The following is a 26461-nucleotide window of genomic DNA, read 5'->3' on the forward strand; positions in this document are numbered from 1 at the left end:
GCATGGCACGCGAGATCCTGCCGGTCGCGGATCAGGCGCAGGTGCGCGCGTACGCGAGGCGGCTGACGCTGAAGTATCCGCGGGAGCTCGGCGTGGCGCTGGGCCTGCACGCGCTGGCCGCGATCGCCGGGCTGGCGTCCCCCCGCCTGCTCGGCGGCCTCGTCCAGGCAGTGGCGGACGGCTCCAGCGACGTCGACGTGGACGTCGTCGTTCTGGCGATCGTCGGGTTCGTGGCGGTGCAGGCCGTGCTGATCCGGTTCGCCGTCTACGCCTCGTCGAGGCTGGGCGAGAAGGTGCTGGCCGAGCTCCGGGAGGAGTTCGTCGACCAGGTGCTCGCGCTGCCCATGTCGACGGTCGAGCGGGCCGGCTCGGGCGACCTGATCACCCGTACGTCACGTGACGTGGACGCCCTGTCCAGGACCGTACGGCACGCGGTGCCCGAGACGCTGATCGCGGTCGTCACCGGCGCCTTCATCGTGGGGGCGGTGATCCTGGTCGGCCCGGTGATGGCGCTTCCCTCGCTGGTCGCCGTCCCGGTGCTGTGGTTCTCCACCAGGTGGTACCTGTCCCGGGCCAGGGACGGCTACCTGCGCGAGAACGCGGCGTACGCCGACATGACCGAGGGGCTGACCGAGACCGTCGAAGGTGCGCGGACCGTGGAGGCCCTGGGCCTTCAGGGACGCCGTCGTGACCGGACCGATCGCGACATCGCCCGGTCGTTCGCCGCCGAGCGGTACACGCTGGGGCTGCGCATGATCTGGTTCCCCGCCGTCGAGTTCGGCTACGTGATGCCGGTGGCGGCGACCCTGCTGCTCGGCGGCCTGTTCTACGTCGAGGGCTGGGTGTCGCTGGTGCAGGTCACCACGGCCACGCTGTACGTGCAGCAGCTCATCGACCCGCTCGACCGGCTGCTGTCGTGGGTGGACGAGCTCCAGGTCGGAGGCGCGTCCATGGCGAGGCTGCTCGGCGTGGCCAACGTCCCGGACGACCGCACGACCGGCGCCGCCCGGCCCGACGGCGAGAACCTGCGGGCCTCCGATGTCCGGTACGCGTACCGGGAGGGGCACGACGTGCTCCACGGCATCGACCTGGACGTCCGCCCGGGCGAGCGGCTCGCGATGGTCGGCCCGTCGGGCGCGGGCAAGTCCACGCTCGGGCGCCTGCTCGCGGGCGTCCACGGCCCGCGGGACGGCTCCGTCACGGTGGGCGGGGTCTCGCTGGTCGAGCTGCCGCTCGACGAGCTGCGCGGGCACGTCGCGCTGGTCACGCAGGAGCACCACGTCTTCCGGGGGACGCTCCGGGACAACCTGCTGATCGCCCGGCCCGGGGCCTCCGACGACGATGTCCGCCGCGCTCTGGAGGCGGTCGACTCGTGGGAGTGGGTGGCCGCCCTCGACGGCGGGCTGGACACGGTCATCGGCTCAGGCGAGGCGGCGATCTCACCGGCTCACGCCCAGCAGCTCGCGCTCGCCCGGCTGGTGCTGGCCGACCCGCACACGCTCGTCCTGGACGAGGCGACCTCGCTGATCGACCCTCGTGCCGCCAGGCACCTGGAGCGGTCGCTCGGCGCCGTCCTGGAGGGCCGCACGGTGATCGCGATCGCCCACCGGCTGCACACGGCCCACGACGCCGACCGGGTGGCCGTCGTCGAGGACGGCCGGATCAGCGAGCTCGGATCCCATGACGAGCTGGTCGCGGCCGAGGGCGCCTACGCGGCCCTGTGGGAGAGCTGGCACGGCACCGCCCAGTAGGCGGGCCGGCACCAAGCCGCCGGCTGGTGGGAGAGGCGCTCGCGAAGCCGGCAGCCGGCGAGCGGGAGCCACGAAGCCGAGGGGATGGGCGGGTCCACGCCCATCCCCTCCTTCTCGCGACCCTTCTCACGGTCCTTGTCGCGGCGGCCCGGGCCGTCCGCGGAGCCGAGCTGACCTGAGCCGTCCGCCGGGTCGCGCCGGCCCGGAACGACGCGGTCCTACCGCTCGCAGTGGCGCCTCATCGTCCGAAGGCCTCCGGACCGAGGGCCTTCTTGAGGAAGTCGAGCTGCAGGAGAAGGAGGTTCTCCGCGACGACCTCCTGGGGGGTCATGTGGGTGACGCCAGACAACGGCAGCACGGTGTGCGGGCGTCCGGCCGCGAGCAGGGCCGACGACAGGCGCAGGGTGTGCGCCGCCACCACGTTGTCGTCGGCGAGGCCGTGGATGAGCAGCAGCGGCCGCTCCAGCTTCTCGGCGTCGCCGAGCAGGGACGACGCCTCGTAGCGGCCCTCGTCCGGGTGGCCCAGGAAGCGCTCGGTATAGCAGGTGTCGTACAGCCGCCAGTCGGTGACCGGCGCCCCCGCCACGGCGGCGTGGAACACGTCCGGGCGGCGCAGCACCGCCAGGGCCGCCAGGTAGCCGCCGAACGACCAGCCCCGGATCGCCACGCGGGACAGGTCGAGATCATCGCCGTGCAGGGCGGCGACCCCCTGCAGCGCGTCCACCTGGTCGTCCAGGCTGACCGTGAAGTCGTGCAGCATCTCCCGCTCGTACGCCGGCCCCCGCCCCGGGGTGCCCCTGCCTTCGGCCACGATGACGGCGAAGCCCTGCTCCGCCCACCACTGGGACTCCAGGAACATCCGCCGCGACGTCAGCACCCGCTGCGCGTGCGGCCCGCCGTACGGGTCCATGAGGACGGGCAGCGGCGCGGAGCCGGGCACGTGCCAGGAGGGCAGCAGGACGGCGGCCGACAGCCCCCGCGAGCCTGCCCGGACGAGCGAGACGCGCGGCTCCAGGGGCGGGCGCTCGGCGACCGAGCGGACCGGCGCCGACGAGCCGTCCGGGCGCACGACGGTGATCGACGTGCCCTCGGTGTCGAGGCTCTGCCGGGCGATCACGGTCACCCCGGCGGCCCGCCTGCCGGTGTGCACGCCGGGCTCCGTGGTGAGCGGGCTGATCACGCCTCCGGCGTAGGCCCACAGGTGGATCTCCGCGGGCTCCCCGCCGCTCGCCTGGAACAGCACCGTGTCACCGTCCACGTCGAGCACGGCCCTGACCTGCAGCGACGGTGGCGTGACCGGCTCGGAGCCGATCACCAGGCGGTGGCCTCCATCGGCGTCGGCCACCCACACGAGCGTGCCGTCCGTCAGGTGGGCCGGCACGCCGGTGACGATGTCCACCCACGCCGGGTCGGTGTCCTCGCGCACGAGCGACGTCCCGCCGCCGGCCGGGTCCACCGACAGCAGGCGCATGGTCCGCTGGTCGCGCGACAGCGTGACGATCATCGGGCCGTGAGCGTCCCACGCGGCCGTCACCAGATACTCCTGCTCGTACGGCACCGCGACCCGGGAGCCGTCCAGCCCGAGCACGAACAGCGTCACCTCGGCGTTGGCCGTGCCGGCGGCCGGGTAGCGCTGGGCCACGGCCGGACGGTCAGGATTGGCCGGGTCGGCGATGTGCCACAGGGCGACGGGGGACTCGTCCACCCGGGCGACCAGCAGCGCGTCCCCCGAGGGAGACCACCAGTAGCCGCGCATCCGGTCCATCTCCTCGGCGGCGACGAACTCGGCCAGGCCGTAGGTGACCTCATCCCCGTCGGGGGCCGCCAGCGTCGTGTCCGTGCCGGTCGCGATGTCGAGGACGTGCAGCGCCCCTCCGGTGACGTACGCCACGCGGGCGCCGGACGGGTCGAGCCGGGGGTCGATCACCGGCCCGGCCGCGGGAAGCACGCGCACGTCTCCCTCGGCCAGGTCGGCCAGGTAGAGCTCGCCGGACAGCGCGAAGGCGGCCAGCCTCGCCCGCTGGTCCGTGGCGTATGCCACCACGCCGCCCGCCGACTCCCTCGACCGCTCGCGCCGGGCCCGCTCCTCCGGGGGCAGGTCCTCGTCGGCCGCGCCGAGCACGAGGGGGTCGACCACGAGGCGCTCGGTCCCGGCCGCCACGTCCAGCTCCCACAGGCACGTCACCGGGTCGGTGCCGGACCTCGTCCGCAGGAAGATCGCCCGATCGCCCTCCGGTGAGATCGTGAAGGCGCGGGGCACTCCGAGGGTGAACCGGCGGGTCCGTGCGTGCAGGCGCGGGAAGCTCTCAGTCATAGTCCTTCATCCTGCCAGCAGGCCGGGCGTCCCGGCAGGGACGGTGCGGCACCTGTGGATGACCTAGGCTCGGAACCATGACAGACCGGCGTTTGCTGCTCGTGCACGCCCACCCGGACGACGAGTCGATCGGCACCGGGGCGACCATGGCCAAGTACGTGGCCGAGGGCGCCCACGTGACGCTGGTGACCTGCACTCTGGGCGAGGAAGGCGAGATCATCCCGTCAGAGCTGGCCCACCACGCGGCGGACCGGGAGGACACCCTGGGCCGGTATCGCGCCGGCGAGCTGGCCGCGGCGTGCAAGGCCCTCGGCGTGACCGACCAGCGGTTCCTCGGCGGGGCCGGCCGGTGGCGCGACTCCGGCATGATGGGCGTCGCGTCGAACGACCGCCCCGGGTGCTTCTGGCGGGCCGACCTCGACGAGGCCGCGGGCGAGCTGGTCAAGGTGATCCGCGAGGTGCGGCCGCAGGTGCTGGTCACCTACGACGAGAACGGCTTCTACGGCCATCCCGACCACATCCAGGCCCACCGGGTCGCCTGGCGGGCCTTCGAGCTGGCCGCAGATCCGGCGCACCCTGGCGACGCGCCGTGGCGGATCGCCAAGTTCTACCTCACCGCGATGCCGAGGTCGGTCATGCGGCGGGCGGCCGAGGCGATGCGGGAGGCCGACATCGGCTTCTGGACCGCCGAGTCCGTGGACGACATGCCGTTCGGCTGTGCCGACGGGGACGTCACCACGGAGATCGACGCCCGGCCGTACATCGAGGCCAAGCTCGACGCGATGCGGGCGCACGCCACCCAGATCGCCGTCGACGCGCCCTGGTTCGCGCTGTCCAACAACGTCGGCCAGCAGGCGCTCGGCGTCGAGCACTACATCCTGCGGGCCGGGGTGCCGGGCCCGCCCGCCATCGGCGCGCCGTACGAGGCGGGCGGGCTGGGTGAGCCGTACGACCGGGAGACCGACCTGTTCGCGGGCATCGGCTAACCTCGGCCGCATGACCGAGGAGACGCCCGGGGCCGGCCCCCTCAACGGCCCCCTGAACGGCCCGCCGCCGTACGGCGAGGACGCGACGGCCCCCGGGGAGATGATCGGCGTGGTCGCCGGGGTCGTCACCGGAGCGGCCTACGGCGTCCTTTTCCTGCTCGGCCTGGTGCTCGGCGTCGTCGGGGGCTTCCAGCACTCCTGGTACGTCGGGCCGGCCCCGCTCGCGTCCGTCGCCTGGCTGGTGGCGCTGTTCGCCGTGCCGTACGCCATGGGGAGGCTGATGGGCGGGAAGCTGGCCGCGCTGGTGCCGGCTCTCGGCTGGCTCGTCGTGTCGTTCCTGCTGGCCGCCCCGCAGCCCGCCGGTGACCTCGCGATCGCCGGCGACACCTCGGGCTACATCTACCTGTACGGCGGGGCCGTCGCCGTGGTGGCCGCCGTCGGGGCGACCCGGTCCACCGGCTCCTGGCTGCTCAAGTCGTACGGCAGGTACTAGCGGCCCGTGTGGGAGCGGACGTCGATGACGGTCATGCCTGCGGCCTGGGCGGCGGCGATGCCTTCGTCGCTGTCCTCGTAGACGGTGCACCGGTCGGGAGCGATCCCGAGTCGGTGCGCGGCCAGGAGGAAGATGTCGGGCGCCGGTTTGCCGCGCTCGACGTCCTCGCGGGTGACCACGGCGGCGAAGCGGGAGGCATAGGGCAGGTGCCGCATGGTCTGGCTGATGACGGCACGGGATCCGCCGGAGGCGACGGCCATGGGCAGGCGGCCGTGGTAGGTCTCGACGATCTCCAGCACGGCGGGGTGCGTCCGGATGTGGTGGGCCTGCCGCAGGAAGTGTTCGTCGCGCCTGGCGACGATCTCGCTCACCGGGATGGGCAGGTCCAGGCCGGCTTCGTCGATCAGCAGGTCGATCATCTCCGCTGATGACAGCCCGGTCCGGGTGTTGAACCAGGGTTCCTCCAGCGTCACGCCCAGCGGGGCCAGCGCTGCCGCCATCGCCTGGTAGTTGGCGCTCTGGCTGTCCACCAGTGTGCCGTCCCAGTCGAACAGCAGGCCGTCGGCGTCGTCGTGCGGGGCAAGTGGGGAGAGCACGCGACGGTGCCGCCTTTCGTGCGCTTCGCGAGGTATCACGCCAGGTGAGACGTATCCTACCGACACGCGCCACGGCACGGCCGCCGCGTCGTCCCCGCCAGGTCGGGAGCGCACCGCGTGGCCTCGCCGCCGCGGTCAGCCGGCTCGTCCGCCCACAGGAGCCGACGTGCCAGAAGGGGCACCGCCGGCCGTCCGACCGGCGGTGCCCCTTCCTGTCACCGCAGGCCGAAGGCCCGGGTGATGCTCTGGGTGACGCTGTCGCCGGCGTCGTCCCGCGCGGTGGTGCGCAGGCTGACGAACCCGGCATTGACGGGAGCGTGCAGCTTGACCGTCCAGCGCCCGTCGCGGTGGGCGACGGACGCCTTCTGCCAGGTCGCCCCGTCGTCGTAGGAGACGTCGAGCGTCACGGCCTTGATGGACGCGGAGCTGGGCCCACCCGGCAGGTGGGACGGGGTGATGGTGACGTCGGCGTTCCTTCGCGCCAGCCCGGCGGCGTCGGTGTCGACGTCGTAGTCGAGCTGGATCAGCGGCAGGGCCGCGACGGCGCCGGGGTCGCCGGCGGCCGAGGTGAAGCCCCACTCGGTGCGGGTGCCGGTGGAGTAGGGGTTGGCCCAGTCGCCCCGGGAGTTCTCCGAGACCAGCCGGTAGGGCAGGCGGCTCGGGCTGAGCCCCGCCACGGAGAACTGGTCGATGTCGCTGTGGCCGAGGAGCGTGTCGCCCTGGTAGAGCGACACCGCGTTCTTCACCTGCCAGTTGCCGAAGGTGGTGCCCACGTGGTCGGAGCCGGAGTCGCTCCAGCCCGGCACGAAGGCGGCGATCATGTCGTCCTGCCGGATGGCGGAGTTCGCGCCGAGGCGCGGGCGGTGGATCGGGCCGAACCAGTCCAGCGCGGTGGTCGAGCCCGCCTTGTAGCGCTCCGGCGGGGACAACTGGCTCACCTCGCCGGGGATCATCGCCTGCTCCAGCCACTGGGTGTCCTGGTCGGCGGAGACCCAGTCGGTGCGGTCGCCCTGGGCGGGCTGGAGGAGGAGGTTGCCGAGCGCGTATCCCTGCCAGGCGTCCAGGCGGTACTCGCCCGCCTTGCCCTGCCGGTGGTTGCGGAACGAGACGTCGACGCGGGCCAGCTTGTCCGGCCGGTAGGTCAGGTCCGAGGGGATCGCGCCGTCGTAGTGGTGGACGAGGTCGTAGAGGTAGTCGGTGGTGGGGCTCGACTCCAGGGTCAGCGGGACCCTGCCGCGCTGGATCTGGGAGATCAGCTCCTCACCCTCCTGGTGCGTGATCGTCGCGACCGTGAGAGGCGGGGGCTCGGTGGAGTACCAGATGGAGTCGTCCCACGGCTGCAGCCGTCCGACGCCGTCGTTGACGACGATCAGGAGTCGCGCGCCGGCCGCCGCCGCGGCGGCCGCCTGCTGCTCCACCGGGACGGCGTCGTCGCGGCGCACCACCACGGCCTGGCCGCGAGGCCGCGCCGTCGCGAGGGCGGCGGCCGCGCCGTCGCCGGCGAAGACCGCGTCGAGCGTCGTCCGTCCCTCGGGCAGCGGCGTCGCGCCCCGCCGCACCAGCAGGTCGTCGAATTCGCGTGTCGCGGAGGCCACCGTCAGAGCGGGCTCCTCGTCACGCCACCGCGCCCCGAAGATGAACTCGCCCTCGGTGACCTTCTTGCCGGTGGGCAGCGTCCACATGCTGTCGTACTCCGGCCCGGGCAGGCGCGCGCTCCACGAGTAGTCGTCCGGCCCGAAGCCGCGGTAGATCTCCATGCGGAGCGCCGAGGACGTGGTCTTCTTCGGCGTGACCGCCGTGACCTGGCGAGCGGCGGACGCGTCCAGCGTGACCGCGCGATCCCGGCTCAGGTCGATGTCGGGCACGCTCAGCATCGCGTAGCCCAGGGAGCCGGGACCATGGCTGCCCTGCACGTCCGCTTCGAGCCACGCCGTGTACGTGCCCTTGGGCATCCGTACCGATCCGATGCCCGACTCGTCGAGCTGGAACGGCGCGAAGATCTTCTTGCCGATCAGGACCAGCTGCCCGCCCAGCGGCTTGCCCGCGCGGTCCTTGGCCGTGATCGACAGGTTGTAGCGCTCACCTTCCTTCATGATCCCGGCCAGGGTGCGGGCGACGATGGCGCCGTCGGCGCCGGAGGCGTCGATCGTGCCGGCGTAGTAGCCGTCGAGCGGCGCGAGGTCCAGGTCCGCGGTGAGCGTGACCGCCGCCGTTCCGTGCGCCGGCACGGTGACGTTCGGGGCGGACAGCGAGAACAGGCCCTTCGGGGCGTTCGGGATGTCGACCGCCAGGTCGAGGGTGACGGGCGTGTCCCCCATGTTGGTGTACGTCACCTCCTTGGCGTCCTTCTCGCCGGCCTCGTGGGGCCAGGCGTGGTAGCCCGAGTAGGCGCTGGCCGTGGCGAACACGGTGCTCTTCATCGCGGCCGCGACGTCCAGGCGCCCCGTCCCGACCTCGGAGACCGTGTTCTGCGGGGCCGGCTTGGTGGAGCTGACCAGGGCGTCCTTGAGCTGGGCGCCGGTCCAGGCGGGGTGCGCCGCGGCCAGCAGCGCGGCGGCGCCCGCCACGTGCGGGGTGGCCATCGAGGTGCCGCTCAGTGTCTGGTAGTACCCCTCGCCCTCCATGGCGTACTGCGACCGCGCCGCGAGCACGTCGACACCCGGGGCGGTGAGCTCGGGCTTGAGGCCGAGGTCTCCCCAGCGCGGGCCGGTGCTGGAGAAGTCGGCGAGCTGGTCGGAGCCGTCCACCGCCCCGACGGTCAGCGCGGCGTCGGCGGCGCCGGGCGTGCCGACGCTGTGCGGGCCGGCGTTGCCCGCGGCGATGGTGAACAGCGCGCCGGTCTCCGCGCTCAGCGTGTTCACGGCCTGGCTGAGCGGGTCGGTGCCGTCGGTCGGGCCGGCGCCGAGGCTCATGCTGATGATCCTGGCGTGCTTGTCGCGGGCCGCCCACTCCATGCCGGCGAGCACCCAGGAGTCCTGGCCGCTCCCGTCGCTGTTGAGGACCTTGCCGACGAGCAGCCTGGCCCCGGGGGCGACGCCCTTCTCCTTGCCGCCGGACGCGGCGCCGCTGCCGGCGATGGTCGAGGCGACGTGAGTGCCGTGGCCGTTGCGGTCCACGATGACCTCGTCCGGGACGAAGCTGGCCGAGTCGGCGACCTTGCCGGCCAGGTCCGGGTGCTCGGCGTCGATACCGGTGTCCAGGACTGCGACGTCCACACCTTCGCCGGTGTCGCCTCCCGCCCACACCTGCGGGGCGCCGATCTGCGCCGTCGTGTCGGCGAGGTCCACCTTGACCTTGCCGTCCAGCCAGACCTTCGCGATCCCTCCGGTCAGGGCGGGCTTCCCGGTGGTACGGCGGGCGGCGGCGCCTCCGGTGAGCGAGGACCAGAAGTCGGCCGCGTGGCCCCGGTCCTCGGCCAGCGCGGCGCCCTGGATGCTGCTGAGGTTCAGGACCTTGGCCGCGCCGGAGGGCACCGCCTGGGTGCGTGAGCGGGCGGCGGCGTCGGTGTAGGTGACGATCAGTGGGAGATGGCCCGTGTGCGCGTCGTCGTATCCGTCGGCGAGGAGCCGGGTGACATTGAACAGCTCCTTGTCGAGCAGCCCGGCGCCGACGTACGGCAGGGAGGCGTCGGGGTAGAGGTAGGTGTCCGCGCCCTGCTTGGTGACGTGGAATCCGGCTGAGCCGCCATCCGGGCTCTGGACCGATCTGGTCTCGGTGCCGTCGGGGGCGGTGCTCACGGTGACCTTGTCCCCGGTGATCAGGGTGACCGTGCGAGGGACGCCGGCGGTCGCGTTCGGCGGCGCGGGCGTACCGGGTGGGGTGTCCGAGGCGCCGGCGAAGGCCGGCGGGGTGACCGCGAGCGCCGCCAGAGCCGCGCCGAGGGCTATCAGCCTCGAGCGGCGGGGGAGGTAGGGCAAGGGGGTGTCCTTTGATATGGAGCAAAAGGAAAAAGCAGACAAATACCCTAAATAGGGATATTATCGGCAAAGACCGAAACGCGGCAATCTTACGGGACAAAAATCGGCTTTGGAAGGGTGCTTGTCAGAGTCGTGGACCGCATAGCCCGAGCCTGTGGATCTGCGGCCGTCCCCGCGCCGCCTGGGTTACGGACAGGTTCCGGCCCAATAAAAGGCGCATATCGACATCGCTAGTCGGTTGTGTCGCGAAAGGCCAGTCAACTGCCGTGAGCTGGGCATGCGCCGCGCCTCGCTCCCGCCAAGGGCGGTTCGTGCTTTACCCCGCGAGGGAGTCGGCCGATGCTGGGGACATGCGGCGTGCGCACCGGGTCCGGCAGGTGATCAATTACGTCAACCTGTCCACGCCCCTCGGGCTGTTCATCGCGCGGCTGGGCCGCGCCACCACGCGCAGGGGCGAGCGCGGCCTCGTCTACGCGCACGGCTACCGGATCCCGTTCCCCGTCGCGGGGGCGTTCACCGTGGGCAACGTGATCCTCACCAAGCACCAGGACGGCTATCTGACCGGCAGCCTGCTCGACCACGAGTCGCGGCACGCCACCCAGTACGCCGCCTGCGTGGGCCTGCCGATGCTCGCCCTCTACGTGCTGGCCTCCGGTCTGTCGCTGCTCATCTGCGGCCACCCCGCGTCGTGGAACCTCTTCGAGCGGATGGCGGGCCTCGACGACGGCGGTTATCCCCGCGTCACCCCCTGGTGGACCAGGTCTCAAGGATGAGGCCAATCAGCCGGTCGTAGGAGGCATATTTCCGGTCCTGTGGGGATCATGGAGAGCGGAAGGGAGGGCCCCCATGTCGCAGACGATCCAGCCGGAGAGCCCCGAGACCCCGCACATCCCCGTCCCCGCAGTCCCCACCGTTCCCGGTGCTCCTCCGGCCGCTCCCGGCCGCCGCCAGTGGCCGTCGAGCTTCGCCGACCGTCTGACCGTGCCCCTTCCGGATTTCCGTGAGGTCCTCAGCGTCATGTGGCACGGGGAGTTCCGCGCCGATGTGGGCGACGCCGACCAGATCCCCGTACGCCGCTCGGGGCTGCCCCGCGCCGCCGCCACCGAGACGGCGGTGACGTGGGTCGGGCACGCGACGTACGTGGTGCAGACCGGCGGGCTGACCGTGCTGACCGATCCCGTCTGGTCGCGCAAGATCCCGGGGGTGCGGCAGCGGCTCACCCCTCCCGGCGTGGCCTGGTCCGACCTGCCGGAGATCGACGCCGTCGTCATCAGCCACAACCACTACGACCACCTCGACGCTCCCACGATCCGCCGGCTGCCGAAGGACACGGCGATGTTCGTGCCCGCCAAGCTCGGGCCGTGGTTCACCCGGCGTGGCTTCCGCGACGTCACCGAGCTGGACTGGTGGGAGTCCGCGCGTCTCGGCGACGTGTCGTTCGACTTCGTCCCCGCCCACCACTGGAGCCGCCGGGCGCTGTGGGACACCTGCCGCACGCTGTGGGGCGGCTGGGTCCTCACCTCACCGGAGCACCGGGTGTACTTCGCCGGCGACACGGCGTACGGCGAGCGGTTCGCCCAGATCGGGGAGCGCTACCCGGGGATCGACCTCGCCCTCATGCCGGTGGGCGCCTACGAGCCCCGGTGGTTCATGAAGGCGTCTCACGTGGACCCGGCCCAGGCCGTCCAGGGCTGCCTCGACGTCGGGGCGAGGCGGATGGCCACCATGCACTGGGGCACGTTCGTCCTGTCCGGCGAGCCGCTGCTCGGCCCCGTCGTGGAGACCCGGGACGCCTGGGCCGCCCACGGCCTCGACCCCGCCGACCTGTGGGACCTCGCCGTAGGGGAGAGCCGTACGCTGCCGTAGGACATGGTTCACGACGGTGAGGCGCCATTGCGCGGGGCTACCCGAGGAACTCCCGCAGCGAGCGCGGCCGGCGACCCAGGATGTCCGCCACGGTCGTGGTCGTGCTCGCCCAGCGCCCATCCCCGATCTGTGACATGAGGGTGGCCAGGTCGCGGGCCGCAGGGGTGGGCATTCCACGCTTTTCCAGGTGCGCGGTGGCTTCCTCGACCGACAGGTCCACATAACGCACGACCCGGCCGAGCGCTCGGGTGAGCTCGGCGGCGATCTCGTCATAGGTGGGAGCCACCGGCCCGGTGAGCTCGTAGGTGGCGTCGGCCCCGACGGGACGCGTGAGCAGCGCGGCCGCGACCGCCGCGATGTCACGTGCGTCGATGTAGCCGACCCTGCCCCTGCCGTACGAGCCGAAGATCCGCCCCTCCTCGTCGACGTCGCCCGCGAGATTCTGCATGAAGCCGACGGGCGCCAGGATCGACCACGGCACTCCCGAGGCTTTGAGGTGCTCGTCGACCTGCCCGTGCATGCCGAACCCGAGCAGGCTGCTCGACGTGACGCCGCGCACGGAGACGGTCACCACCTGCGCCACCCCCTGGGCCGCCGCACGATCGATGACCGCCTGGTGCGCTCGGACGAAACCCGGCCACAGCGCGCTGTTGAGGAAGAGCCTGTCACCCGGTTCGAGCGGGATGCTCTCCGGCCGCTCCAGGTCGCCGACCACGTAGTCGCATCCCAGCTCCTCCCCCTGTTCCGCGCGCCGCACCACGGCTCGCGCGGCACCGCCCAGCGCGTCGATGAGCGCACGCCCGATCGTGCCTGTCGCACCCGTCACCACAATCATCGCAACCTCCTAACCGGAATGTCAGTCTCCGGTTCTATACTAACCGGAAGGCTGTCGTCCAGTTCGAGGAGATTCAATGCGCGCCGATGCCCGCCGCAATCGGGACAAGATCCTCCAGGCGGCGCGCGACACGGTGGCCGAGCGCGGCACGGATGCGCCGATGGAGCTGATCGCCCGCCGGGCCGGCGTCGGCGTCGGCACGCTCTACCGCCGGTTCCCCGACCGCGGCGTGCTGCTCGCCGCCCTGGCGGAGCAGTACGTTCACGAGCTCATGGACGCCCTGGACGACGCCGTGGCGGCCGAGCCCGACGCGTGGTCGGCCGTTCGCGCCTTCGTCGTCCACAGTGTGGGGAAGAGCCGCGGCGCCATTGCGGCCGCGCTGGCCGGCACCTCCGCGCCCCAGGCGAGGCAGGCGCTGGTGGAGCGACTCGACGTGCTGGTACGGCAGGCGCAGGCGGACGGCGCGATGCGTTCAGATGCCGGCACCGGCGACCTCATGGAGCTGCTCAACGTGTTCGCCTGCCACCCGGGCGTCATCCCGGAGCGCTTCCTCCCCTTCATGCTCGACGGCCTGGACCGGCGTCGGCCTTACCGCCCCAGCGGCTGATCGGGCCCGGCGTGCGGCCCCCATTTCGGGGGCGTCAGGTGGAGAGTCGCCGGGCCTGTCCGAAGGTGCGGCCGAGGAGCACGTAGCCCAGCGCGTACGGAGCGGCGCCGATGATCTCGATGACGGATGTGATCATCGAGTGCGGTCCGAAGCCGAAAAGGGACACGGTTCCGCCGATCGCGTACACGACGCCGCCGAATCCCAGGAGCAGGCCGGTCCACCGTTGTCCGTACCGGTTGAGCAGCAGGGCGAGCAGCACATATCCCAGAGGGAAGACGATGTTCGCGGCCAGCACGATGATGCCGCCCTCGATGTCGATGTCCTTGGAGGTGTGCACGAGGTCGGGCGCGTACTTGGCCGTCACCGGGTTGTGGCCGCCGTCGAAGACGATCAGGCCGAACCAGAGCATGGTCCCGACCAGGGCGGTGTACAGCGTGGTGAGCCCGCGCGAGCCGAACCTGTTCATGACCAGAGCCAGGACGCCGGCCAGGCAGGTCGCCTGGACCAGCAGGCTGATGGCCTCCATGGAATGGGTGAAGGCGTACCACTGGGCCCCCGCCGCGATGTCGTGGCCGTCGCGAGCCGGGTGCAGGATGACGGTGAGCAGGAAGAACGGACCCCCGATCATCGCGGTGAGCTTCACCGCCATCCGTACGTACCGGGTGTCGTCCTCGGTGCCGGCGTGGCGAAGGGGGTGGGGAGGGGGCATGGTGCCGGCGTCGTCGCGCGCCGGGCGGTGGGCACTCATCGTTGTTCTCCTCCGTGCGTTGCGTTCAGATCGACGTGCCGCGGATTCGCCTGCCTACAGGGCTCTCTTCTGAGTGCGGACGGCCTGCGCCTTAACCTGAACAGATATGTTCGAGTTACAAGGCTAGCACTAACTCGTACACAGGTGTTCGGGGTGTGTCGTTCTGCTGCGGAGGTCGCGGCGCGCTGCGGGGTGTGGCGAGGTCAACGTGAACTACACTGTTCGAATTGCTGCGACGACGTGAGCGCGCACGAAGGAGGAGTGGAATGGTCGCCACATCCCCCGGCTCCGGCGGCAAGCCGAAGTCCGCGCCCAGCCCGGCAGGGGCGCACGGCGAACGCCGGGCCGACGCCCGGCGCAACATCAGGTCCATCCTCGACGCGGCCCGGTCATGCCTGACCCGCGATGCGGACGCCAGCGTCGCGGACATCGCCAAGGCGGCGGGCGTCGGCCGCGTCACCCTCTACGGGCACTTCGGAACCCGGGCGGACCTCGTGGACGCGGTGTTGACGCAGACGGTGGAGGAGGCCGACGCCACGCTCGACGCGACAGACACCACCGGTGATCCACGCTGGGCGTTGACCCGGCTCGTGGGCGCCTCGTGGCAGATCGTCCACGAGTTCCAGTCCGTGCTCCTGGCCGCTCAGCGCGAGTTGCCCGCGGAACGGATCCGTGCCGTCCACGATCGGATCCTGCGGCGCGTCGAGACAATCATCGAAGCGGGGCAAAGTGCCGGCGTCTTCCGCGACGACCTGCCGAACAGGTGGCTCGTCACGACCGTGTTCAGCCTGATGCACGCCGCGGCGGAAGACAGCGCCGCGGGCAGGCTGGACGCCAAGGACGCCCCGGAAGTCATCGGGGCGACGCTGCTCGCGGCCCTCACCGCACCCGGTGCCGCCGTACCCACGGCGACTCCGTAATAGGGGACCTACTCGCCGGCTCTGACGTCCTTGGGATCCGACGAGCCGGCGCTCGTCGTGCGGGGAGTGGCGCGGAACAGCGTGCAACGCGGGGCGGCCGCGGCGAAGCTCTCAGGAGACGGGGATTCGACCAGACCGTTCCGGACGAAGGCACGCACGCCGCGGGGGTTCTGGCGGGGGAACTCCCGCAGGATGGAAGCGCGCTGAGCCTCGGGGATCTCCACGAGGTCCACGGCCTGGCTCCGGCGTCCGCGTGTGAGCACACCATGCCGCGCGGCCCGGGCGTTCTTGGCCCAATCGGAGTTCGGATACGCCTGGAGGACATAGCGAACACCGTCGACGACCACCGGAGCCACCGGAGTGGTACGCGGAAGGCCGCTCTTCCGCCCGGGGACCGTCAGGAGGTACGTCGGGCCGACCGGCACGCCGACGCGGTGCAAGAAGGCGAAAACGCGGTTGCGCACCCGGTGCCTGGGCGAGATCGTGCTGCGTGCGCTCACGGTGAATCCTTCCCGGGAAGATGTCGGCCGGACGGCCTGGGGCCCGCCATCGCGGGAAAGCGTCGGGGAGGGGACCGGACGGCGTTCGGCGCCCTTGTCGCCCCATGAACGCACGGTAGACGTTCACGCTGAGCCGCACATCGGGTGGGAGATGTAGCCACGGCTACATCCCCGCACGTAGCCGTCGCCGATCCAGGCCTCGCGAGTGGTAGAGGCGAACGCGTCCCCTGTCCGACGACCACGACCGCCTGGGTCCGGCATCGTGACTCAGTGCACGGGCTGGGCCTGCGCGCGCTGGTGCCGTTCCCCTGCTGCGGCAGGCGGCGTCGGTGTAGCGGTGCCAGACCCCAGGACCCCCGCCTCGATCCCGGTTCATGACAGAGGAGAAACGATGAAGATCGCGCTTTTCGGTGCGACCGGAGGCACCGGCCGGCAGTTGATCCGGCAGATCTGCGAGGCGGGGGACGAGGTCACCGCGGTGGTCCGGGACCCGGCCCGGCTCACCGAGTCGCATCCCCACCTGACCGTGCTGCGGGCCGACGTGACGGATCCCGCCACGCTCCGCCCGGCCGTCGAGGGGTGTGACGCGGTGGTGTCGGCGCTGGGCTCACGCGACGGGCGGGTGCCGACCACCGTCTGTGCCGACGGCACGGCCGGCATCGTTCAGGCCATGCGCACGGCACGCGTCCGGCGGCTCGTCGTGGTCAGCGCCGGCACTCTCACCACCGAGGGCGACGGGCCACTGACCCGCCTGATCATGAAGCCCCTCCTGGGCAACCTGCTCAAGCACACCATCGCCGACAAGCGCCGGATGGAGGACGTCGTGCGCGCCAGTGGTCTGGAGTGGACGATCGTGCGTCCCCCGATGCTGACCGACGGACCCCACACCGGCGTCTACCGCACCGCCGTCGATCGCAACGTGCGCGGCGCACTCCGCGTCTCGCGCGCCGACCTGGCCGACTGCATCCTGCGGTGCCTGCTCCAGCGCGAACCGATCAACGCCGCCATCTCACTTGGATACTGACTTCGCCAATCAGGGGAACCGAGCGGGACCCGCCGATGATCCGCTTCTCCCGATTCGTACTGCGCCGCAAGCTGCTGTAAGACATGGCTCACGACGGTGAGGCTTTCGGTGTCTCGCGTATGTGCCATGTCTTGCCTGGGCAGAGGGGCCGATCCCAGATGTAGCGCTTCCCGCTCTCCGTCGTGGCCGTGAGTTTCTCGACGGGCAAGGGAGGGTGACGGCAGTTGGCTGGACTGTACCCCGCCTCCTTTGACTTCCCTGGAGGAAGGCTGGCGTACTGGTTCCCGTCGTTCCAGCGGACGACGACATTCTCGTCCGTCTCATTGGAGATGATGAAGAACTCACTTGCGGAGGGTTGGCACGCCACCAGAGCGAGAGTCATCACGAGCATCGCCCCGGCCCGCAGCCGACTTTTCCTGCGGCTCATTACCGTCTCATCTTTACTGATCATGTTATCTGGCTGAAGAACGCCGACGTGGGGACGTCGAAGAAGCGCGGCCGGTAGTCGTCGGGGAAGGCGAGCCCTCTGGGCCAGCAGGTCAAATCTGTCGCGCTCGTGCTCACGGTGTAGGAAATGACAACCCTGCCGTCGGTCGGAAGAACGTTCGTATGCACGCGTGCTCCGTACACGGACGAGTATTTGGGAATGGTCTTTGTCTCTGGAGGAGTGTAAATGTCCACCTGGTCCGAGCCGAAGCCCCATGCCGAGGTGGCGGGCTGCGCGACGATCTTCCCGGGCGCCTGCGAGGCGGGCGTGTGATGCACGAGCCAGAACCGCTCGTTGAGATAGATGACGCTGAAGTCGACCTCAGACTTCGGCTGCAGAGGCTTGGAGGCGCTGCAGGACGCGGACCACTGCGCCGACCCGTCGGCGGCGGTGCCGGCGAAGTACTGCCAACGGCTCTGGTCGGCGGGATCCGCCGTGCTCGCCGTACGTGCCAAGTAGAGTGATTTCTCCGCGCTCGCGGCATCCGCCTCCCATCCATAGATGTAGGTCATCCCCGCTCGGTCCAGTAGAGATGCTCCCCAGATGATGGGATAAGGCGGCCTGACGGAGCAGTCCTGGAGCTTCGTCGGTACGAGGCTCACCGTGTCGGAGTTCAGCAGCTCGGTCTGCGAGAACCGGGCGTAAGCGCCACGGGTGTTCTCGTCGCCGACGCCCTCGTAGTAGAACTTGACCAGGTCCGGAGTCCCGGCGGGGGCGCTGAGCATCTTGGCGTCTCCGGTCCAGTACTGCCCGCCCTCGCCCGCGGGGGTCTTCGCGTACCGATCCCAGGCGTCCGTGGCGGTGTTCGTCTCCTGACAGGTGCGCCCGCCCGTGACAGTACGGAGGCCGGAACCCTGCTGGACGACAATGGAGTTGCGAATGTAGCTGACCGCGCTGCCCGGTGAGCGTTTGGCCGGATCTCCGAGGAAGGTGTCGGAGAAGAACCATGCTCGGGCTCCGTTCGGCAACGGGGTCGACTGGACGGCGTCACCGCCGCTCCAGTCGGCGCAGCCGGCGGAGGACGATCGATTGGCCCACATCGTGTTGAGAGCGCTGGTGAGCCGTGGCCCGCTGTCCGCCATGGACGCGCTCCAGTTGATCCCGACCAGCGCAGCGTCGGCGTCGCCGGAATGCTCCATGAGATCGGTGCGTACTGCTATCAGCGTTGCGATCTCACCCGGGTTCAGCGTCACGCTGATGTCTCCGTCGCCCGTGGACCGGCTCCAGCGGGATGGCGTATCGAAGGGACCGCCGGCGCCGGCCGGCCAGCTCACCAGCAGATAACGCATGTCAGCGTCTGGACTCATCTCCGTGCCTTGCTGCGTGAGGTGCAGGGTGAGCAAGCTGGATGTGGTGGATGACCCGGTGAACTCCAGATAGGCGGCACCCCCCGGGGCTATGGCCGTTTCTCCATTGGCCGATCCTCCCGACAATAGAGTCCGCTCGACGGCTCTCGTGGGCCGCAGGCCCGGTAACCCGGACGCCCATAGGGTGGGCGCGTGAGGGTCGCGATACCCCGTGGCTGTGCCCAGATACCTGCTCAGATCGGGAGCGTCTCCGTTCAGCCGGTAGGTCGCCATCCAGAAACCGATCAGCATGTTCTGCATGGTGAGGCCGTAGCCTTCCACCACCTCCTGAATGACCTCTAGGGGAAGCCGGGTGATGTTCATCTCTTCCCAGGAGTGCAGAACGAAATTCACGTCGGTCTGCTCCGACAGGTACTGCGCGAAGATGAAGGCGCCGTACTGCCGCTTCTTCGGCCCCCAGGGCCAGGTGCTCGAGTTGATGGCCTTGTACGGCTCGCTGAGAAACAGGGAAATATTGGTGCTGTATAAGTCCCAGCCCGTCGCGTATGGGTCTATTTGGTTGTACATGCGATGTGTGGCCCACTCGGCGGTCGCCTCCATCCACCAGGTGACGGCGGGCAGGTCGGCGATCAGGTTGAGCTTCGGTATGAAGGTGTACTGCATCACATGGAAGAACTCGTGGTAGGCCAGGTATCGATACCTGTCGGCTCCCGGGTCGGAGGGAAGAAGGATCACCGAACCCTCCAGCTTATCGATTATGTGATCGCCGAAGGGCAGCGTCACTCCGGGATTGTTGTTCTCATTGAACCCGAAATAAACGCTGACATAGCTGCCGAGTACGTCGTAGCCCCACGCCTTGTAGGTGGTCCAGGCCGTCGACAGGTGGCCGATGAATTCGTCGATGGCGTCGGGGACGCCGTTGGCGTTGCCGTCGACCGCCGGCACGCCTGTGAAATTGTGGACTCCCGTGACGCTGTAGTAGATGTTGAATTCCTTCGACATCTGGATATACGTTTTCTTGCAGTCGAACTGGTGAGTGAGATATTCCCAGTCCATTGCGTCGCAGTCGGGCCAGCTCGTGGACGCGGCGGCGGCGGACTTGGTCTCGGTGACGGATAGCTGCGTGTCGATCGATGAGTCCTTGTTCTTGGAATCGCCCCTCCGTTGCGACAGGGCGTAACCGAGCGCCAGCCCTGCCGATGAGGGCAGGCTGTCCTTCGGGCGGTACTCCGCCGGAAGCTTGTCGGGCTGGGCGATGCGCTGCAGGCTGAGCCGCAGGTAGTCGTCCGCTGAGACCTTCCGTTCGGCCCAGGCATGTGAGATGGGGTCTTCCGGCCCGAAGTCGGGCCTTTTTCCCTTCAGCTTCCGGTGGAGCTCACTCTCCCCGCGATCGACCCGGTGGTACGGCTTTACCGGCGGCTGCGGTGACGGGGACGCCGAGGCCGGGGCCGGAGTGGGGGACGGGGCGGCCGTCGCGACGCCAGACGCCTGCACGAGGGCCGCCAGCATGCTGACCACCATCAATACAGCCGTCCGTGCGCGAAGACGGCGTCTGTGTGTGGAAGACAAATGCTCCGCCTAAGGAGAGATATCGGACGGGGGCTCAGGGGCAGGTGGCGGGGGCGAAGGCGACGGCGTCGAAGACGACGCTTTCGTCGCCCACGCCGTCGCCGTTGAGGGTGCTGAGCGAGACCTTCGGTGTGCCGGAGAAGGTGAAGACACCGAGTGAAACCCAGCGATTGAGCTTCTGAGCCGGGTTCGTCTTGGTGGGGCGTTGGGAGATCACTCTGGATCTGATGCCTCTGGCGGTGAGGACGTCGTAGCGTGCCTGTCTGGTGTAGCCGTAGTGGTCGGGCAGGTGGACGAACACCTGTACGGCCCCGTTCATCTGCTGGTTCAGTGTCCAGGTGCCGATGATCCTCATGGCCGCGCCGTTGTGGGCCGGGTCGCGGGCGTAGCCGAACCACTGGTGACCGCCGAAGCCGTTGCCGAGTTGCTGGAAGTCGGCCTTGGCGGGGGTCTTGCCGGCGGCGTCGTGGGCGAACTGCAGGGAGAAGGTGCCGGAGTTCGTCCAGCCGCTGTTGTCGCACCCGCCGCGGATGGCCGGCACGGTGCTGGGGACGTCGTCGACGATCAGCGCGCCGGTGGGCAGGCCGGGAGTTTTGCATGGCGTCCAGTAGTCGGTCGGCTCCTCGCGCTCAGTGCCGGCCCAGGTCGCGTCGGAGTAGCGGATGGTGCCCTCGTTGCCGCAGGCGGTGGCGCAGTTGGTTTTCCACGCCTTCGGTAGATGCCACCAGCATTTGAAGTCGGCACGGGTGCAGATGCCAGGGGTGGGGACCCCTGAGGAGACAGCCCCCGGCTGACACTCGTTACCCGCCGTGCCGGGGACGCAGAAGGCGTTGACGTCGACGCCGAAGTTGGCCGGGCCCGATTGGAACGCGGGGACGACCTGAGAGCGGTCTGTGGCGGTGTTCCACCAAGCGGCGTTGTACCCAGCCTGCTCCTGCACGGTTCCGGCGCTGTCGTAGTAGCTCTTGGTGATGGGCCAGGCGGCCCAGCCCAAGACCTTCTCCTGATAGGGCCAGTACTGAGGGGTGGCGGCGTCCTGGTAGGTGTTGCCGTCGAGGAACGGATGGCGGCCGGGCCGCCAGTATGAGTTAGATGGGTTGTTGGTCCAGCCCAGGCCCCACGCGCCGTTGTTCGGCGCGCCGTTCTCGTCGTTGCCGTTGGCGGCGTTCTTCGGATGCCAGCCGGAGTTGTAGGCCCACAGCGCGAAGTACCAGTTCTCCAGCTTCGCCGGGTCGCCGGTGTTGGCCTTCATGGCCCCGCTGGTGTCGGTCCAGATCTGGTTCCACTTCTGCGTCAGCGTGCGCAGGCCGGCCGCGATGTTGGTGAGGTAGTCCAGCGCCACGGCCTTCTGCACGTTCAGCGCCCACACGAATTCGCCGGGCCGTTCGGAACCAGCCTTGCGCATCCCGTCGGTCTGCTGGGAGATGCCGTACCCGCAGTCGGCCTTGGAGAAGTCGATCGCCCAGTCGTTGGACGGATCGTCGTCGTAGATGTCGACGCCGTAGTAGTTGCCCACCAGCGGATTGCCGGTCTCGCCTTCGAACGCCCTGCGCTGGGCCTGCCAGAGGTTCGACTCCTGCGCCAAGATGCCCAGCATGATGTTGGCCGGCACACGCCCCCCGGTCGTGGGCCCCTGAAGGCTCTCCGCAGGGAACATCGTCTGCGGGTTCCACGCCGGCAATCCGGACCCCTTCCAGTTCGCCGGCCTCGTCAACGTCAGGCGCTTTTGCACCAGCTGATCGACGGCCCACTCCACCTGACGCCAGTGGGGCTGGTAGACCTGCAGTTTCGGATCGTTGCGGGGCACCGAGCAGGTGTAGCCGTCATCAACCGGATCGTCAGCGAGCGTCGCCGCCGAGGAGGGCGCCATCTTCGACTTCGCCTGGGCCGCGGCCTTCGCCCTCCCCGCGGACAGACGGGGGTTGGCGACATCCCCCGTACGGCTCCGCGGGGAAGAGATGGTCGCCAGCGGAACCGCAAAGGTCAGGCTCGCCTTCGTCGCGGGCACCTCGGCCGCGACCTCGACCGGCTCGGCTTCGGTGCTGTTCCCACCGACGCCGTCGATTCCGGTGTCATGGGGATCGGCGGCACGCCCTTCCCTCAGCCCATGCCGTGCCGCGCTCTTCACGAGGAGCTCACCGTGGGAGGAGACCTGGCCCTCGGAGTCCCCGTCGAGAACGCGCATTCCCGCGGGAAGCCCGCTGACCTTCTCCGCCTTGCCGACCAGGAAGACTCGTCCGGCGGTCCCGGCCCGGACCGACAGCTCTCCCAGTCTTCCTTGCGCGAGCGTCCGCGTGTCGCCGTCACGGTGGTAGCGGATGGTCACTCGCCCCGCTGCGGCCTGTTCGGCGAAGGCGACCCCGCCCTCGGCGTCGACATGCAGGTCGAAGGGGACCGACCCGGTCTCAGCGAGGGTCGTCGTCTTCCCCGAGCCGGACACCGCCACGAGCGCGCCGCCCCTACCGGCGACGACTCCGTCCTTGTACGGCACCGCCGAGGAGATCTGCCCGGCAACGACCGTAGCGGAGGTCTTCCCAGTGCCGGTCCGGACCCGCAGCAGACGCGTGGTGCGGCGGGTCTCGTCCGCCCCCTGCGTGAGCGCCACCGTGCCGTCCGCGCCGCAGCCAGGGTTGAAGTACGCCAGCGTGACCTGGTCGTCGAGCTTGGTCACCGCGCCGCTGCCCACGTCCACGATCGCGGCGAACGCCCCACGGGCGAACAACTCGGCCCGATTGGTGAAGTGACGGGGAGCGTACACCGCCATCACCCGGTCCCCCGACCCCGTCAAGCAGGCGTTGCCGATCCACTGATCGGTGTCCATACCCGGCTCACTGAGCGTCGCCAGCATCCGCCACTCATAACCGCTCCTGGCGTCCGCGACGAGCACATGAAACCCCGAAGCATCCCCCGCCGTCGCCAGGGCGAGATCGTTCGATTCCCGCCATCCGCCGGCCAGGACACGATCCCGCGTGGCCGCGTCCACCGCGGGGGGTGCCTCGCTGAGGACCGGGATCGCGGCGGCGCCGCTCGCGGAGAAGGTCCGCCCGGCTGGACCAGTGCCGGCCTCCGCCAGGGGGATGCCCGTCAGCACCGACAAGACGATCACCACCGGCGCGACCAGCCGACGCTGAAGACGTCCCCGCATGGTATGTCCCTTCCGCGTGAACGCGACACTTGGGCGGGGGAAGCGCGGCGAGGGCTGCTACTCGCCTACGAGCTTGCGCGCGTTCCCCAACTTGACCTGCAGGTTCTTCTGGAATCTCTGGAGCGCCGGGAGATTCTGGGCGATGAGCTGCCGTTGCGCGTCGGCCTCCGCCTGGGCGCGGACACCCAGGTAGTTGACTTCGACCTTGCACTTCATGTCCGCCGTGGACGTGGCGATCTCCTCCTCGGTCAGAGCACCGCCGTCGCGCCGTGGACCCCAGCGAGGGTCCTCCCACGCCTGCTCGGGGTTGGTGTAGGAGTAGCCGGCCCGCTGCATGCAGGCGCTCCACGCCTTGTTCGCCTCGCCGACCTCCGGGGCCTTCATCGACAGGTCGTACGCATTGGAGTCGATCTTCATCACGAGCTGCTCGTCGTTGTCTGACGTGTTGGCGGACACGGCCCGCCGCCCCTCGCCGGTGCAGCCCTCGGAGGGCACCGGCATCCCCCGGATGGCCTGCTGGCCCTGGCCGGTCAGCAGCGACTGCTCGTCGACGGACATCGACGCGCTCTTCTTGGCGGCGTCGTCCGGCTTGTCGGTGTCGTCGCTCTGCGGGGCGCCCGCGTACCCGTACTTGGCGGTCAGCGCGGGATCGATGAACAGGTAGCGCCTGTCGCGGGGGAACGGGTCGACGCCTACCGGCACCTTCTCCTTGAGCCGGTTGGCGAAGCCGAACCGCTGCATGCAGGCGCCTATCGATGCACGCATCGCGTTGGTGAGCTGAGCCTGCTGGGCTCTGGTCACCTGGTACTGGTCGAGCGGGAAGACGAAGGTCTGGATCGTGTCGAGCCGGGGGACCGCCTTGGTGTCGGCCGTGCCCGACTGGGTGCCCGCCCCTGCGTGCACGCTGCCGCACGCTGCCGCCAGCGACATCACTCCCACCCCGATGACGACCTTGGCCCTGCGGTACGCGGAGTTGCTCACCTGACTACCCTTCTTTCCTGCACACGAATATTCGTCGAATTCCGGTATGGCATATGACAGGACGTCAGGGACATCTCCATTTGACAGCGCTCGCCTTGTTGTCGAACCCGACATCGCCCATGTTCGAGATGCTCAGGTACGGAGGCATCGTGATCGTCGATCCGCCGCCGCCGACGAGCTGGTACAGCGTGGCGGTGCACCTGTCGTCCTGATTGTTCCCTCTGCTGACCGTATTGTTGACGATCAGGTACGACTGGGCGTAACCGAGGCCGGTATAGTACCAATAGTTGTCGTTAGTGAAATCTAAGTCATCGTAGGTGTAGTCCACTTGTTCGCCGCCGCCCAGCAGCCGGAACAGGCACAACTCCCGCTCACCGCAATAGCCGTCGGCGCCTATCGGCCCTGCCTGCGCCGGCGCGCTGAGAATCAGTGACAGCACACCGGCGACGGAGATTGCCGCCAGTGCCCGGACGGCGGAACGCGATGACAGCTCCATGGATTTTCCTCTCTGTTCGGTCGGTTCAGGTGGAGCCGTTCACACACTCCTTGGTGCCGGTCCACTTGTAGTGCGAACTGAGCACGTCATTCGCATTCCCGGAGTTGAGGTAACGGAGATCATCCAAACTCATGCCAGGTCCGATGTAGCCCACCCCGCCGCCGAACTCGGCGTCACGGTACAGATACCATTGGCATCTAAGCTCCGCGTTGTAGATAGAGCTGACCTGATCGTTGATGTTCTGGGAGGTCTCTGCGTAGTAATCCCAGAAGACGTCCGCCGACGATGTGTAGTTGTGGTCCGTCCTGGTGAAGTCGAGCATCCCGCCCTGATAGTGGATATCGCGATACACGCAGAGGTTGCCGTCCTCTGCCGCTGTATCACAGGACCCGTCATGTCCGGCCATGACTGGGGAGGATGCGCCCAGCACTGTCGCGGCGGCGAACGTCAGCACCAAGATGGCTCGACCATATCGTCGGCTTCGAGCGTTGCTGGCCAACATTTCTCCTTCGCTGGGCCTCGGTCTCACAGGCCGGTCGAACCGTTCGTGCATTCCTGTGATCCGGTCCACTTGTAGTGGGAGCTTATTACGTCATTGTTCTCGTAGAGGTAGGCCAGGTCCTGCCCGTAGCGATAGATGAACCCGGCCCCGCCGAACTCAGCGTCCGGGTAAATCCACCATTCGCAGGTCAGCTCCCTATTTTTGATTGAACTGACCTGATCGTTGACGTTATCGAACGTGGGTAGTTTCATGTCGTAGAACACGTCCGCCGCCGACGTGTAGTTGCGGTCCGTCCTTGTGAAGTCGAGCATCCCGCCCCCATATTGGATGTGCTCGTACAGGCAGATATCCCCGTCCTCGTAGTCGATACGGCAGGAGCCATCGTGTCCGGCACTGGCCGGTGTGGCGACGGACACGGCCCCCGCGGCCGCCAGGAGTAGCGTGGACACTCCCCTGCGTAAAGCCTTCAGATTCATCTGGCTGATGTCGCCTCTCTCCGGCGTGAATAGTCGACAGTAATCGCGAGCCTCGCTGCGAATCAACTCCTGACCTCTGCCGCACACGCCTTCGGGATCGGCAGGGATATGTCACGGAAGACCTCGCGGCCCCCAGCGCTTGCAAGCACACGCTATGATCATGGCTGAGTGTTCGCTGAATTGACAAGAGACGACGGTCTGCTGATTAAAATATAGAGAATATCTAGGCGGCTCTTGTCCGCTTTTATTTGCCGTCGCGATCTGGAAATCGATCGCGTTTCGGCTGGCCGCGCCCTTGCGGGGATGTCTGTGCCGTGGCTCCGCCGCAGGGCGACGGCCGTGCCCGCCGCATGTGACGGGTACCCGAGATGGGTGATTCGGAAATCCGTAACACCGATGTGGACGCCGAGGCCCCTCCTCGTCTAGACAACGACTCAGGTCGTGGCTGACGAATCAAGCCCTGCCGCGCGCGTCCCGGATGGCGCCTCGACGCGTTGTCGTCGGCCGTAGGCTCCCCGCTTCGGCCGCCTTCTCCGCCCTGCGACGCAGCTACTGATCTTTGATTCGTGATGTCGCCTCCCGTTCTCGTGGTCAGGCCGGTCGGTGGGAGGCATCCGTCGATGAGGTGGGGCCGGTACTGGATCTTTTTCAGGGCGCGCTTGATGGTCCGGACGAACTGGGGCAGGTCGGCGGCGGCGAGTTTGGCCAGGGCGCCGCGTTTGATTAGGGACCAGATGCCTTCGGTGGGGTTGAGGTCGGGGGCGTAGGTGGGGAGCTGGACGATGGTGAGCCAGTCGGCGTGCTCGGCGGCGAAGGTTGTCATCCCGGGCACCAGGTGCAGGGTGAAGTCGATCCGGGGCGCGGTTTCGGTCTTGTCGACCGGCCCGTTTCCCCAGACCGCTTCCCGCACCCGGCGTGCCCGTTTCCGAGCACCGGGCGCG

The 26461-nt window shown here is 69.2% G+C and carries 21 protein-coding genes; 8 read left to right on the top strand and 13 right to left on the bottom strand.

Annotation, left to right across the window (positions count from 1 at the left end; translation table 11 throughout):
* Positions 1-2: 2 nt before the first annotated feature.
* Positions 3-1751 (top strand): ABC transporter ATP-binding protein, encoded by a 1749-nt coding sequence (locus tag AB0B72_RS11625; RefSeq protein ID WP_367738544.1) that lies wholly within the window; start codon positions 3-5, stop codon positions 1749-1751.
* A gap of 238 nt (positions 1752-1989) precedes the next feature.
* Here AB0B72_RS11625 and AB0B72_RS11630 read toward each other — a convergent pair whose 3' ends face one another.
* Positions 1990-4065, bottom strand: a complete 2076-nt coding sequence (locus tag AB0B72_RS11630; protein WP_367738545.1) for a DPP IV N-terminal domain-containing protein — start codon at positions 4063-4065, stop codon at positions 1990-1992.
* Positions 4066-4142: 77 nt separating this feature from the next.
* Between AB0B72_RS11630 and mshB the strand changes: the two genes are divergently transcribed.
* Positions 4143-5051: an N-acetyl-1-D-myo-inositol-2-amino-2-deoxy-alpha-D-glucopyranoside deacetylase gene (mshB, locus tag AB0B72_RS11635; protein ID WP_367738546.1), complete on the top strand. Its 909-nt coding sequence runs from the start codon at positions 4143-4145 to the stop codon at positions 5049-5051.
* Positions 5052-5061: 10 nt separating this feature from the next.
* Positions 5062-5544: a DUF6113 family protein gene (locus AB0B72_RS11640; RefSeq protein WP_367738547.1), complete on the top strand. Its 483-nt coding sequence runs from the start codon at positions 5062-5064 to the stop codon at positions 5542-5544.
* On the opposite strand, the gene AB0B72_RS11645 is transcribed toward AB0B72_RS11640, so the two are convergent.
* Together AB0B72_RS11645 and AB0B72_RS11650 are read right to left on the bottom strand one after the other, a co-directional pair.
* Positions 5541-6140 carry an HAD family hydrolase gene (locus AB0B72_RS11645; RefSeq protein ID WP_367738548.1) on the bottom strand — a complete coding sequence of 200 codons (600 nt, stop codon included), beginning with the start codon at positions 6138-6140 and terminating at the stop codon, positions 5541-5543. The genes AB0B72_RS11640 and AB0B72_RS11645 overlap by 4 nt on opposite strands.
* A 215-nt stretch (positions 6141-6355) precedes the next feature.
* On the bottom strand, positions 6356-10057 hold the full coding sequence (locus tag AB0B72_RS11650; RefSeq protein ID WP_367738549.1) for a S8 family serine peptidase: 3702 nt from the start codon (positions 10055-10057) through the stop codon (positions 6356-6358).
* A 350-nt stretch (positions 10058-10407) separates the two neighbouring features.
* Here AB0B72_RS11650 and AB0B72_RS11655 point away from each other — a divergent pair, with 350 nt between their 5' ends.
* On the top strand, positions 10408-10830 hold the full coding sequence (locus tag AB0B72_RS11655; RefSeq protein WP_367738550.1) for a hypothetical protein: 423 nt from the start codon (positions 10408-10410) through the stop codon (positions 10828-10830).
* A gap of 73 nt (positions 10831-10903) precedes the next feature.
* A complete protein-coding gene (locus AB0B72_RS11660) occupies positions 10904-11923 on the top strand; it encodes an MBL fold metallo-hydrolase (RefSeq protein ID WP_367738551.1) in 1020 nt (339 codons plus the stop codon).
* A gap of 37 nt (positions 11924-11960) precedes the next feature.
* Here the strand turns inward: AB0B72_RS11660 and AB0B72_RS11665 are convergent, their stop codons facing one another.
* Positions 11961-12758: an NAD(P)H-binding protein gene (locus tag AB0B72_RS11665; protein ID WP_367738552.1), complete on the bottom strand. Its 798-nt coding sequence runs from the start codon at positions 12756-12758 to the stop codon at positions 11961-11963.
* Positions 12759-12834: 76 nt separating this feature from the next.
* Here AB0B72_RS11665 and AB0B72_RS11670 point away from each other — a divergent pair, with 76 nt between their 5' ends.
* A complete protein-coding gene (locus AB0B72_RS11670; protein ID WP_367738553.1) occupies positions 12835-13365 on the top strand; it encodes a TetR/AcrR family transcriptional regulator in 531 nt (176 codons plus the stop codon).
* A 34-nt stretch (positions 13366-13399) separates the two neighbouring features.
* Here AB0B72_RS11670 and AB0B72_RS11675 read toward each other — a convergent pair whose 3' ends face one another.
* Positions 13400-14113: a hypothetical protein gene (locus AB0B72_RS11675; RefSeq protein ID WP_367738554.1), complete on the bottom strand. Its 714-nt coding sequence runs from the start codon at positions 14111-14113 to the stop codon at positions 13400-13402.
* A gap of 266 nt (positions 14114-14379) precedes the next feature.
* On the opposite strand from AB0B72_RS11675, the gene AB0B72_RS11680 reads away from it, so the two are divergent.
* Positions 14380-15033 carry a TetR/AcrR family transcriptional regulator gene (locus tag AB0B72_RS11680; protein ID WP_367738555.1) on the top strand — a complete coding sequence of 218 codons (654 nt, stop codon included), beginning with the start codon at positions 14380-14382 and terminating at the stop codon, positions 15031-15033.
* Between the two features lie 8 nt (positions 15034-15041).
* On the opposite strand, the gene AB0B72_RS11685 is transcribed toward AB0B72_RS11680, so the two are convergent.
* On the bottom strand, positions 15042-15533 hold the full coding sequence (locus AB0B72_RS11685) for a nitroreductase family deazaflavin-dependent oxidoreductase (protein WP_367738556.1): 492 nt from the start codon (positions 15531-15533) through the stop codon (positions 15042-15044).
* A 391-nt stretch (positions 15534-15924) separates the two neighbouring features.
* Between AB0B72_RS11685 and AB0B72_RS11690 the strand changes: the two genes are divergently transcribed.
* The gene (locus AB0B72_RS11690; protein WP_367738557.1) at positions 15925-16557 is read left to right on the top strand and encodes an NAD(P)-dependent oxidoreductase; all 633 of its coding nucleotides are present in this window, start codon (positions 15925-15927) and stop codon (positions 16555-16557) included.
* A gap of 447 nt (positions 16558-17004) precedes the next feature.
* On the opposite strand, the gene AB0B72_RS11695 is transcribed toward AB0B72_RS11690, so the two are convergent.
* The 7 genes from AB0B72_RS11695 to AB0B72_RS11725 form a co-directional block, all read right to left on the bottom strand.
* Entirely contained in the window at positions 17005-19860 is a 2856-nt protein-coding gene (locus AB0B72_RS11695) for a hypothetical protein (RefSeq protein ID WP_367738558.1), read from the bottom strand.
* 94 nt (positions 19861-19954) lie between these two features.
* Positions 19955-23065 (bottom strand): hypothetical protein, encoded by a 3111-nt coding sequence (locus AB0B72_RS11700; RefSeq protein WP_367738559.1) that lies wholly within the window; start codon positions 23063-23065, stop codon positions 19955-19957.
* A 57-nt stretch (positions 23066-23122) separates the two neighbouring features.
* A complete protein-coding gene (locus AB0B72_RS11705; RefSeq protein WP_367738560.1) occupies positions 23123-24046 on the bottom strand; it encodes a hypothetical protein in 924 nt (307 codons plus the stop codon).
* A gap of 64 nt (positions 24047-24110) precedes the next feature.
* Positions 24111-24542, bottom strand: a complete 432-nt coding sequence (locus AB0B72_RS11710; protein ID WP_367738561.1) for a hypothetical protein — start codon at positions 24540-24542, stop codon at positions 24111-24113.
* Positions 24543-24567: 25 nt separating this feature from the next.
* The gene (locus AB0B72_RS11715; RefSeq protein WP_367738613.1) at positions 24568-24996 is read right to left on the bottom strand and encodes a peptidase inhibitor family I36 protein; all 429 of its coding nucleotides are present in this window, start codon (positions 24994-24996) and stop codon (positions 24568-24570) included.
* A 71-nt stretch (positions 24997-25067) separates the two neighbouring features.
* A complete protein-coding gene (locus AB0B72_RS11720) occupies positions 25068-25586 on the bottom strand; it encodes a peptidase inhibitor family I36 protein (protein ID WP_367738562.1) in 519 nt (172 codons plus the stop codon).
* 178 nt (positions 25587-25764) lie between these two features.
* On the bottom strand, positions 25765-26430 hold the full coding sequence (locus AB0B72_RS11725) for a transposase (RefSeq protein WP_367738563.1): 666 nt from the start codon (positions 26428-26430) through the stop codon (positions 25765-25767).
* Positions 26431-26461 lie beyond the last annotated feature (31 nt).

It is taken from the genome of Microbispora sp. NPDC049125, assembly GCF_040802045.1.
GTDB lineage: Bacteria > Actinomycetota > Actinomycetes > Streptosporangiales > Streptosporangiaceae > Microbispora.

Coding starts and splice junctions, on each gene's coding strand:
- AB0B72_RS11625 (WP_367738544.1), top strand. CDS start 3: ATGGCACGCGAGATCCTGCCGGTCGCGGATCAGGCGCAGGTGCGCGCG.
- AB0B72_RS11630 (WP_367738545.1), bottom strand. CDS start 4,065: ATGACTGAGAGCTTCCCGCGCCTGCACGCACGGACCCGCCGGTTCACC.
- mshB (WP_367738546.1), top strand. CDS start 4,143: ATGACAGACCGGCGTTTGCTGCTCGTGCACGCCCACCCGGACGACGAG.
- AB0B72_RS11640 (WP_367738547.1), top strand. CDS start 5,062: ATGACCGAGGAGACGCCCGGGGCCGGCCCCCTCAACGGCCCCCTGAAC.
- AB0B72_RS11655 (WP_367738550.1), top strand. CDS start 10,408: ATGCGGCGTGCGCACCGGGTCCGGCAGGTGATCAATTACGTCAACCTG.
- AB0B72_RS11660 (WP_367738551.1), top strand. CDS start 10,904: ATGTCGCAGACGATCCAGCCGGAGAGCCCCGAGACCCCGCACATCCCC.
- AB0B72_RS11665 (WP_367738552.1), bottom strand. CDS start 12,758: ATGATTGTGGTGACGGGTGCGACAGGCACGATCGGGCGTGCGCTCATC.
- AB0B72_RS11670 (WP_367738553.1), top strand. CDS start 12,835: ATGCGCGCCGATGCCCGCCGCAATCGGGACAAGATCCTCCAGGCGGCG.
- AB0B72_RS11675 (WP_367738554.1), bottom strand. CDS start 14,113: ATGAGTGCCCACCGCCCGGCGCGCGACGACGCCGGCACCATGCCCCCT.
- AB0B72_RS11680 (WP_367738555.1), top strand. CDS start 14,380: ATGGTCGCCACATCCCCCGGCTCCGGCGGCAAGCCGAAGTCCGCGCCC.
- AB0B72_RS11690 (WP_367738557.1), top strand. CDS start 15,925: ATGAAGATCGCGCTTTTCGGTGCGACCGGAGGCACCGGCCGGCAGTTG.
- AB0B72_RS11695 (WP_367738558.1), bottom strand. CDS start 19,860: ATGCTGGCGGCCCTCGTGCAGGCGTCTGGCGTCGCGACGGCCGCCCCG.
- AB0B72_RS11700 (WP_367738559.1), bottom strand. CDS start 23,065: ATGCGGGGACGTCTTCAGCGTCGGCTGGTCGCGCCGGTGGTGATCGTC.
- AB0B72_RS11710 (WP_367738561.1), bottom strand. CDS start 24,542: ATGGAGCTGTCATCGCGTTCCGCCGTCCGGGCACTGGCGGCAATCTCC.